Source organism: Candidatus Sodalis sp. SoCistrobi (assembly GCF_900143145.1).
Taxonomy (GTDB): Bacteria; Pseudomonadota; Gammaproteobacteria; order Enterobacterales; family Enterobacteriaceae; genus SoCistrobi.
Window position 1 is genome coordinate 1 of sequence record NZ_FRDB01000126.1, and the last position, 8,672, is coordinate 8,672.

Annotated in this window: 8 protein-coding genes and 2 pseudogenes; 1 reads left to right on the forward strand and 9 read right to left on the reverse strand. The window is 59.0% G+C overall.

Annotation, left to right across the window (positions count from 1 at the left end; all coding sequences use genetic code 11):
• Positions 1 to 229: integrase core domain-containing protein (locus tag CINSTRO3249_RS09675; protein ID WP_143146879.1), on the forward strand; the 229-nt coding region annotated here is incomplete at its 5' end.
• Between the two features lie 50 nt (positions 230 to 279).
• Here the strand turns inward: CINSTRO3249_RS09675 and flgL are convergent.
• The 9 genes and pseudogenes from flgL to CINSTRO3249_RS09720 all read right to left on the reverse strand — a co-directional run.
• Positions 280 to 717, reverse strand: a pseudogene (gene flgL / locus CINSTRO3249_RS09680) (flagellar hook-associated protein FlgL); the annotation flags it as partial.
• A gap of 42 nt (positions 718 to 759) precedes the next feature.
• On the reverse strand, positions 760 to 2,400 hold the full coding sequence (gene flgK / locus CINSTRO3249_RS09685; protein ID WP_074013125.1) for a flagellar hook-associated protein FlgK: 1,641 nt from the start codon (positions 2,398 to 2,400) through the stop codon (positions 760 to 762).
• A 121-nt stretch (positions 2,401 to 2,521) separates the two neighbouring features.
• On the reverse strand, positions 2,522 to 3,472 hold the full coding sequence (gene flgJ / locus CINSTRO3249_RS09690) for a flagellar assembly peptidoglycan hydrolase FlgJ (RefSeq protein WP_254304340.1): 951 nt from the start codon (positions 3,470 to 3,472) through the stop codon (positions 2,522 to 2,524).
• 17 nt (positions 3,473 to 3,489) lie between these two features.
• Positions 3,490 to 4,626 (reverse strand): flagellar basal body P-ring protein FlgI, encoded by a 1,137-nt coding sequence (locus tag CINSTRO3249_RS09695; RefSeq protein ID WP_084790180.1) that lies wholly within the window; start codon positions 4,624 to 4,626, stop codon positions 3,490 to 3,492.
• Complete coding sequence (flgH, locus tag CINSTRO3249_RS09700) at positions 4,610 to 5,332, reverse strand: flagellar basal body L-ring protein FlgH (protein ID WP_074013131.1); 723 nt, start codon at positions 5,330 to 5,332, stop codon at positions 4,610 to 4,612. Before flgH ends, CINSTRO3249_RS09695 begins: the two co-directional genes overlap by 17 nt.
• 109 nt (positions 5,333 to 5,441) lie before the next feature.
• Positions 5,442 to 6,224 (reverse strand): annotated as a pseudogene (gene flgG, locus CINSTRO3249_RS09705) (flagellar basal-body rod protein FlgG).
• Between the two features lie 18 nt (positions 6,225 to 6,242).
• Positions 6,243 to 6,995, reverse strand: coding sequence for a flagellar basal body rod protein FlgF (locus CINSTRO3249_RS09710; RefSeq protein WP_074013127.1), 753 nt, complete (start codon positions 6,993 to 6,995; stop codon positions 6,243 to 6,245).
• Between the two features lie 18 nt (positions 6,996 to 7,013).
• Positions 7,014 to 8,219 (reverse strand): flagellar hook protein FlgE, encoded by a 1,206-nt coding sequence (gene flgE, locus CINSTRO3249_RS09715; RefSeq protein ID WP_074013128.1) that lies wholly within the window; start codon positions 8,217 to 8,219, stop codon positions 7,014 to 7,016.
• Between the two features lie 54 nt (positions 8,220 to 8,273).
• Positions 8,274 to 8,543, reverse strand: coding sequence for a flagellar hook assembly protein FlgD (locus CINSTRO3249_RS09720; RefSeq protein WP_256381662.1), 270 nt, complete (start codon positions 8,541 to 8,543; stop codon positions 8,274 to 8,276).
• Positions 8,544 to 8,672: the final 129 nt, after the last annotated feature.

Consider the following 8,672-nt stretch of genomic DNA (forward strand, 5'->3'; position numbering starts at 1 on the left):
CGGCGACTCCTACGATAATGCGATGGCAGAGAGTATCAACGGGTTGTACAAAACGGAGGTTATCCACCGCGGGAGCTGGAAAAACCGGACGGAAGTGGAGTTGGCCACGCTGGACTGGGTGGACTGGTACAACAACAGAAGGCTGCTCGGGCGGCTGGGTTACATCCCTCCTACTGAAGCCGAAATGAACTATTACGCTTTGCAATTAGCATCAGAGGAAGCGGCGTAGTATTGCCAAAATTACTCTCTAATAAACTCGGGGTTATTCAGTCCCTCGACAAACGGCGCACTGTTGGTTTTATAACCGGCGAACAGATAGTTGCCATTACCGTCCTGACTATTGGCCAGATTCAGCAACTGATCTTTATAAGACTGCAACTGCGTCGCCAGCGACTGCCGATCCTTATCGCTAAGCGTACCGTCCCCCGCCTGCACCAACAGCGTTTGGGCGCTTTGAATAACGTCGGTCACCTGTTCCAGCACCGTGGTTTCCGACGACAGGCTGTTGGTGGCGCTGGTACGCGCCGCGCTGTATTGGCTGTTGAGGGCCTGGCTTTGGCTGAGTTTGACTGCCTGGGAGGCGGCAATGGGATCGTCGGAGGGTACATTAACCCGCTTACCGGTTGCCAATTGTTGACCGGTATTTTCCCATTTGCTGTAAGACTCGCTGATAGCGTCTAAATTACGCTGGTAAATCATACTGGTGCTCAGGCGCATGGTGGTGTCCCCTTACGACATGACAAAAGCGCAGCGATGGCGTTAGCCAAGCGCCGATAATAAGGCATCGAAAATGGTTCCGGCGGTGGTCATGACCCTGGAATTGGCCTGGTAGTACTGCTGATAACGCTGCAGATCCACATATTCCTCATCCAGATTGACCCCGGAAATCGACTGCTGCTTCTCGGTCAGCTGGCTTACCATGCTGGCCTGCGTTGTGGCGGTGATTTTGGCATTGCTGGTCTCGGTGCCGACTTTACTGACCAGCGACGCGTAGGCGGTCGACAGGGTTGCACTACCGCCCACCAGTTTGGTGTTTTGCAGCGCCAGCAGCGCCTCGGCATTGCGGTTATCGCCGTCGCCGCTCTCGTCGTCCGCCTGACCCGCGGCAATAAGACCGGGGTCGGTGATGGCGACGCTGAGGCCCTGAATAACGTTGGAGACCGTTTTTAACTGATAGCTGTCATTAACGCTCGGAGTGCCGCTCACCGACATACTCAGCCCCTCGAAGCTCAGGACGGTGGCGCCCCCCGCGTCGGTGCTGGTGGTATAGGCCACGCTGGCGCCGTCGCTGTTGCGGGTTATCTGCCAGCCGTCGGCGGTGTATTTGGCCGTGTAATCAGAGGCTTTAGCCGCCGTGCTGTCGCTAAAAGCCACGCTCAGCACGGCGCTGCCGGTATTACGGGTGTTACTAACGACCGTGGGGCTGCCGAGGGTGAAGAAATCGCCGCCGGCATCGCCATTCAGATCCACCCCGGCCTGATGCTGCTGATTAAAACTGTCGGCGAACGCCAGCGCAATTTGCCCCAGCTGATTGCGGGCGTCAGCCAGCGCACCGTCGCGAAAGCTCAGCATACCGCCCAGACTGCCGCCCGAGAGGGTGGCGGGGTCTATCTCGCTCAGGGTGCCATTGCCGCGATCGTAGGCGAGGGCCATCTGCGACGCATCCGCCGCGGACGGTACCACCGCTAATGAATAGGCGCTGCTGCCCTGCACCAGAGTCAGCCCGCTACCGATAGTCAGGCTAAGAGTGCTGTCGTCCTGCACCGTCACATTGACGCCGACCAGCTCATTGAGGGAGTTGACCAATTGGTCGCGCTGATCGAGCAGCGCATTGGACTCTGAACCGGTGCCCTGACGGGCTATCTGGGCATTAAGATTGGCAATCTGTTGCGCGTAGGTGTTGATTTGATCGGCGGTGGCCGAGAGCTGGCTGTCGATGGCGCTGTCCATATCACGCAGCGTGTTGTCCAGACTGCTGAACTGGCTGACCAGATTCTGCCCGCTGCCGATCACCGTCTGGCGCGCCGCGCTATCGCTGGCGGCCGAGGACAACGCCTGCAGGGAGGCGAAAAAGGTGCTCATCTGGGTGGACAAATCCGTATCCGAATCGGACAGCAGATTATCAATTTGGCTGATGTTATCCGAATAGGTGCTGGCGGCAGCGGCGGAGGTTGAGGCGGCGCGTAGCTGTCCTACCACCAGCGAGTCATAGGCGCGGCTGATACCGGTGATGGTCACACCATTACCCAGCGCCCCGCTTTGCTGGGCCTCGCTCAACGTCACGCGCTGCAAATTATAGCCGTCGACGTAAGCGTTGCTGATATTGTTCGAGGTCGTGGCCAGCGCTATCTGGGCGGCTTTTAATCCGGAAGAAGCGATACTGTATAATGGGCTGGACATAACTTTTCCTTTCTTCCGGGTGGTGAATAAAAAAACCGGCGAATAATAACGGCAATTAAAAAAATAACGGCGCTAAGGGGCAAAACTTTAGAGCGCATAAAAAAGAATTCGCCGGGCGTTATTAAAACAGCGAGCTTAAATCATGGGTATAGGCTTTTACCGCCCGGTGGGCGGTATCTTTTAATTGGCCGATTATCTGCACCAGTTTTTCCCCATAGCCGGGATCGGTGGCGTAGCCGGCGCGCTGTAGCGCATAAGCCCCCTCTTCGGGTTGCCGGGCGTTGACTACCTCACGATAACGGGGATTGGTGGTGAGCAGCGAAATATAGTCTTCGATGGCTGACAAATATGAGTCGTACACTTTGAAACGCTGCGGAACTTTTACCGCCCTGCCGTTTTCATATTCCGTCGTCATCACGGTGGTCGATGCGCCCTGCCAATCAGGCGTGGCTTTAATGCCGAAAACGTTATGGCTCGGTTTTCCGTCGGCGGTAGGGATTTCTCGCTTACCCCAGCCGGATTCCAGCGCCGCCTGCGCCAAAATCAAATGATGGGAAATACCGCTGCGGGCGCCGGCAATCATTGCAGGAATGGCCAGCCGCTCGGTGAAGCTGCCGCCGCCGGTGGCGGCGGGGGCCGCGGCCTGCGACTCTCCCTCCTGCTGCGGCATCGCGCGCCGCAGCATTTCCCCCAGCAGCGCAGGCGGCATAAAGGTACCGGTGCCGGGCGCCATGGACGGCAACCCGCCCTGAGCGGCAGACGTCGTGTCCTGCGCGCCGGCGGCGCCTTGGGCGGGACTCAATTGCTTCACCATCATATCCGCCAGCCCCAGCCCTTTGGCGGAGAGCTGCTGGGCTATTTGCTGATCATACAAGCTGGTGTAGAGCTGCGTTTGGTGGTTATCCAGCAGCCCTTCCTGCGGCAGCGCATCGCGCATGCTTTTTAGCATCATCTGCACAAACAGGCCCTCGACCTGTTTCGCAACCGCTTTCAGGGCCTGGGGTGACTGGGCCGCCGCCTGCTGATGGAGTTTATTCAGCGCGTTGGCGTCATAAGCGGGGGATAAATCCATACTCTCCAGCGGCGGCATCAAATAATCTCCAGTTCGGCCTGCAGACAGCCGGCGCTTTTCATCGCTTGCAGGATCGACATCAGATCGTTCGGCGTCGCGCCCAGGGCGTTCATCGCCCGGATAACATTATTCAGGCTGGCGCTGGATTCCACTTTTTGCAGCGAACCGCCGTTTTGCCGTACCGAAATCTGGGTCTGCGGCGTGACAACCGTATTGCCGTTGGTGAACGGCGTGTCCGGCTGGCTAACGTTCAGTTGGCTGTCCACCACGACGGAGAGATTGCCCTGCGCCACCGCGCAATTATCCAGGGTGACATTTCTGTTCATTACCACAGAACCGGTACGCGAATTGATAATGACCTTCGCATCCATCTGGCCGACGGCGATGTCAATATCCTGGATTTGCGCCAGAAAACGCACCTGCGCGCTGTTGTCGGCCGGTAGGCTGACTTCCACGGTGCGGCCATCCAGCGCCCGGGCGACTCCCATCCCGTTAAAGCGATTAATGGCGTCGCTAATGCGCTGGGACAAACTGAAGTTTTCCGTCTTAAGCTGCAACGATAACAGCGGACTGCGGCCGAAGGTGCTGGGTAATTCCCGCTCAATCACCGCGCCATTGTTTATGCGTCCTCCCGACAGCTGATTGATTTGCACCCGGCTGCCGCCGGCGCCGCCGACCAGCAGGTTGCCCTGGGCCAGCGCATAGACCTGACCGTCCGCGCCTTTGAGCGGCGTCATCAACAGCGTGCCGCCGCGCAGGCTTTTGGCCGACCCCATCGACGATACCACCACATCGATGGTCTGGCCGGCGCGGGCAAACGCCGGATAATTCCCGGTCACCATCACCGCCGCGACGTTTTTCAGTTGCATATTGGTACCGCTCGGCACGGTTATCCCCAACTGCGATAACATATTTTTCAGGCTTTGGGTGGTAAACGGCGTCTGGGTGGTCTGATCGCCGGTGCCGTCCAGGCCCACAACCAGGCCATAGCCAATCAGCGGGTTATCCCGCACGCCCTGGATATCCACCAGATCCCGCAGACGTTCGGCGCCGGCGGGCGCCACCAACAGCGAAATGCACAGCGCGGCGGCGGCAAACAGGCCACGGCGGCGGGCGGGTTCCTGGTCATGATGGCCTCTAATAAGGAAGGACATTCAGGAAAAAGCGCTGTAGCCAGCCCATTTCCTGTGCTTCGTTGATATACCCTTTACCCACGTACTCGATGCGGGCGTCCGCCACCTGCGTCGACGCCACCGCGTTATCGCCGTTGATGGTGCGCGGGTTGACGACGCCGGAAAAGCGGATGTATTCGGTGCCCTGATTGATAGCGATTTGCTTTTCGCCCACCACTCTCAGGTTGCCGTTAGCCAGGACCTCGGCCACCGTCACGGTCATGGTGCCGGTAAAGGTGTTTTTTGCCGAGGCGCCGCCTTTACCGTCAAAATCATTGGTGCCTTTCGCATCCAGATCTGCTTTCTGGTTACCGATCAACCCATTAAGCATTTTCGGCACCGTGGCGAACTCCAGCGTATTGCTACCCTCGCGCGACGCGTTGGCCGACGAGCTTTTGCTGGCGCTGACGTTCTCTTGCAAGGTAATCGTCAGGATGTCGCCCACATTGCGCGGCCGCCGATCCTCAAACAAGGGTTGATAGCCGTAATTCATCGGCTGGACACCCTGAAAAATCGACCCATTCGCTACCGGCATCGACGCCGGGGCCGGCTGGGCGGAGGTAGGCCCTGCCACCAGATCTTTGTGGGGCAGATACGCGCAGCCCGCCAGGCACAACGCACCCGCGCCGGCCAGATAATTGAGCGGCGCGGGCCTACGGCCGAACGCTAAGGGTATTCGCAATGCCATTACCAATGGGGTGTCCCGCTGCAAACGTCCGCCGCCGGACAGCCGGCGCGCGCCGGGCCTGCCCGATCCGGCGGCGCAGGGTAAGCCCGCGCCGTAGACGTTCATCATGTTAAAGTTGCGTCAATTTCTGCAGCATGGCGTCGGAGGTGCTGACCGCTTTGCTGTTGATTTCGTAAGCGCGCTGCACCTGGATCATATCCACCAGCTCTTCCGCCACGTTGACGTTCGAGGTTTCCACGTAGCCCTGGCTGAGCAATCCCGCGCCGTTTTGCCCGGGAGTGGACTAATTGGGCGCGCCTGAACTGTCGGTCTCCTGGTACAGGTTCTCCCCCAGACTTTGCAGCCCCGCCTCGTTAATAAAGTTGCTCAGCGTCAGCTGCCCCACCTGCGTGGCGTTGGCCTGCCCCTGCACCGTCACGCTCACCACGCCGTCGCGGGCAATGGTGACGGTCAGGGCATTGTCGGGAATGGTGATAGCCGGTTGAATCGGGTAGCCGCTGGAGGTCACCATCTGGCCGTTTTGATCGACCTGAAACGAGCCATCGCGGGTGTAGGCAGTGAAGCCGTCCGGCATTTGCACCTGAAAAAAACCCTTGCCGTTAATGGCCACATCTTTGCTATTGTCGGTTTGCTCCAGGTTGCCCTGGCTGTGCAGCCGCTCGGTGCTGACGGTACGCACCCCGGTGCCCAATTGCAGCCCCGAGGGCAGCGTGGTCTGCTCCGACGATTGCGCCCCCGGCTGGCGGACGGTTTGATACAGTAAATCCTCGAACACCGCGCGCTGGCGCTTAAAGCCGTTGGTGCTGACGTTGGCCAGGTTGTTCGATATCACATCCATGTTGGTCTGCTGGGCATCCAGTCCCGTTTTGGCAATCCACAGAGAACGGATCATCCGTTGACTCTCCTGAAGTTAGCTAAGGGACAAAAGCTGGTTGGCCTGCTGGGCGTTCTGATCCACGCTGGCAATCACCTTCATTTGCATTTCAAAACGACGGGCGGTGCCAATCATGTCCACCAGGGTTTCAGCCGTATTGACGTTGCTGCCTTCCAACACGCCGGACATGACGCGGACGGCATTATCGTTCGGCAACGGCGCCTGTGCGCCCTGGCCGTCGTCGTACTGATGAAACAGGCCGTCATCGCCGCGCACCAGCGCGCCGGTATCGGCGGTTACCCGTTTCAGTTGCCCTACCGGCCCCACGGTGTTCAACGCATCGCCATCGCCCAACGCCGACACGGTGCCGTCATCGCCGATAGTGAGGGACGCCTGCGTCGGCACCACCAGCGGGCCGTTTTGCCCCATGAGCGGATAACCCTGCACCGTCAGCTGCCCATCGGCATCCTGCTGAATATTGCCGTTGCGGGTATAGGCTTCCTGACCATCGGGCAGTTGCACCGCCAAAAATCCGTCGCCGCCGAGCGCAACATCCAGCGGACGGTCGGTGGTCTGAATTGGCCCGGGCGTCATTAGCGCGCCCGGCGTCGAGGCTACGCTCAGGGTGCGGGTCGGCAGGGATTCCCCCTCCACCGGCACCGCGCGCGCGGCAGACAGCTGTGCGCGGAAACCCGTGGTAGACGCATTGGCGAGATTGTTGGCAATCACCGCCTGCTGATCCAACGACGCCGCGGCCGCGCCCATGGCGGTGTAAATAGCGTGATCCATAGGGTTGTTCCGTTACGGTTAGCGCAGGCTGACCAGCGTTTGCAAAATCGCGTCTTGGGTTTTGATGGTTTGCGCGTTGGATTGGTAATCACGCTGGGCGACGATCATGTTCACCAGTTCCTGACTGAGGTTGACGTTGGAGGTCTCCAGCGCACCGCTGGTCAAGGTGCCGAACGTCCCGCTACCGGCGGTGCCGACAATGGCCTGACCCGAGGCGGCGGTGGCGGACCACAGGTTGTTGCCGTCGGATTGAAGCCCCTGCGGGTTGGCAAAATTCGCCAGCACAATCTGGCCCAGCAGCTGGGTTTTGCCGTTGGAGTAAGTACCGGAAATGGTTCCATCGTCATTAATGGTGTAACTGGTGAGATCGCCGGCGCTGTAGCCGTCTTGGGTCTGGCTGCTGACGCTACTGCTGCTGGCATATTGCTGCCGGGTGCCGTCAAAGGAGAGATTAAAGGTCTGCGCCGGCGCGCCGTTCAGCGCGGCCATATTAATGGAAAACGTATCGGTGCCGGTCAACTGGCCGTTGGTGTCAAAATTGAGCGTGCCGACGTTGTTAACGGTACCGTCGCCGTCGCTGTTGTCCACGCTGTAGACTTGCCAGGTGTTATCGTCGGTTTTGGCGAAATACAGGCTCACGTTGTGCGGGTTGCCCAAGCTGTCATAGGTGGTCAACGGCTGGGAAAAACTGTAGGTGCTGCTATCGTCGGGATCAAAAGTGGCCGTGCCAACGGACGTCGCGCTGGAGGTCAGGCTCATCACCATCGAGCCGGTGGTGGTCGCACTGGCGGACAGCCCTTGACTGGGAATGGTTAGCGCCACCGGGTCGGCCCCCTGCTGGATGGTGGCAGGGTTGCCGCTGGCGGCATAGCCCGTGACCACGTAGCCGCTGCTGTTGACCAACTGGCGATCCGCGTTAAGGGAAAATTCGCCGTTGCGTGAGTAATACACGGCGCCGCTGCCGTCGACCAGGCGGAAAAAGCCATTGTTGGAAATGGCGACGTCGAGGCCATTGTCGGTGGAGCTCACCGTGCCATCATTAAAGTTTTGGGTCACCGAGGCCACCTTCACCCCCAGCCCGACCTTCGAGCTGGAAAACACATCAGCAAACGAGACCGAGCCGGCTTTGAAGCCGTTGGTTTCGGCGTTGGCGATGTTGTTGCCAATGACGTCCAGATTGCTTGATGCGGCGTTTAACCCGCTGACCGCCTGTGAAAAACTCATTGATACTCTCCTGTGGGAGTGGCCGCGGCATGCCCTGCGCGCTGTGATTAGTCGTTAAATAATTTGTTTGATCTTATCGAGGGTGACATTCCCCGATAGGCCGAGATTCAGCTGCGTGGTGCCGTTGCTATTACTGACGCCATACACTTCGGCGTATTTCAGCGCCGTCGCGGTGGTGCTGCTGCTACTGACGGTAAAGCTGTAGGAGCCTTCAGCCACCGCGGTGCCGGCATCGTCGGTGCCGTCCCAGCTATATGCGTGCGCGCCGGCGGTCTGGCTGCCGAGGTTTACGGTTTTCACCGTGTTGCCACTGGCATCCTGAATAGTGAATCACCCCGGATAAATTAGAGTCTATACTTTAAAAGTGGAGGTCTCTATGACAACGACCAAACGTTACTCTCCGGAAGTCCGTGAACGGGCAGTTAATCTAGTGCTGGAAACTCAGCATGAGCA

What these genes read in the sequence shown, in the direction of transcription:
- flgK (WP_074013125.1), bottom strand. Translation starts at nt 2,400, where the DNA reads ATGTCCAGCCCATTATACAGTATCGCTTCTTCCGGATTAAAAGCCGCC.
- flgJ (WP_254304340.1), bottom strand. Translation starts at nt 3,472, where the DNA reads ATGGATTTATCCCCCGCTTATGACGCCAACGCGCTGAATAAACTCCAT.
- CINSTRO3249_RS09695 (WP_084790180.1), bottom strand. Translation starts at nt 4,626, where the DNA reads ATGTCCTTCCTTATTAGAGGCCATCATGACCAGGAACCCGCCCGCCGC.
- flgH (WP_074013131.1), bottom strand. Translation starts at nt 5,332, where the DNA reads ATGGCATTGCGAATACCCTTAGCGTTCGGCCGTAGGCCCGCGCCGCTC.
- CINSTRO3249_RS09710 (WP_074013127.1), bottom strand. Translation starts at nt 6,995, where the DNA reads ATGGATCACGCTATTTACACCGCCATGGGCGCGGCCGCGGCGTCGTTG.
- flgE (WP_074013128.1), bottom strand. Translation starts at nt 8,219, where the DNA reads ATGAGTTTTTCACAGGCGGTCAGCGGGTTAAACGCCGCATCAAGCAAT.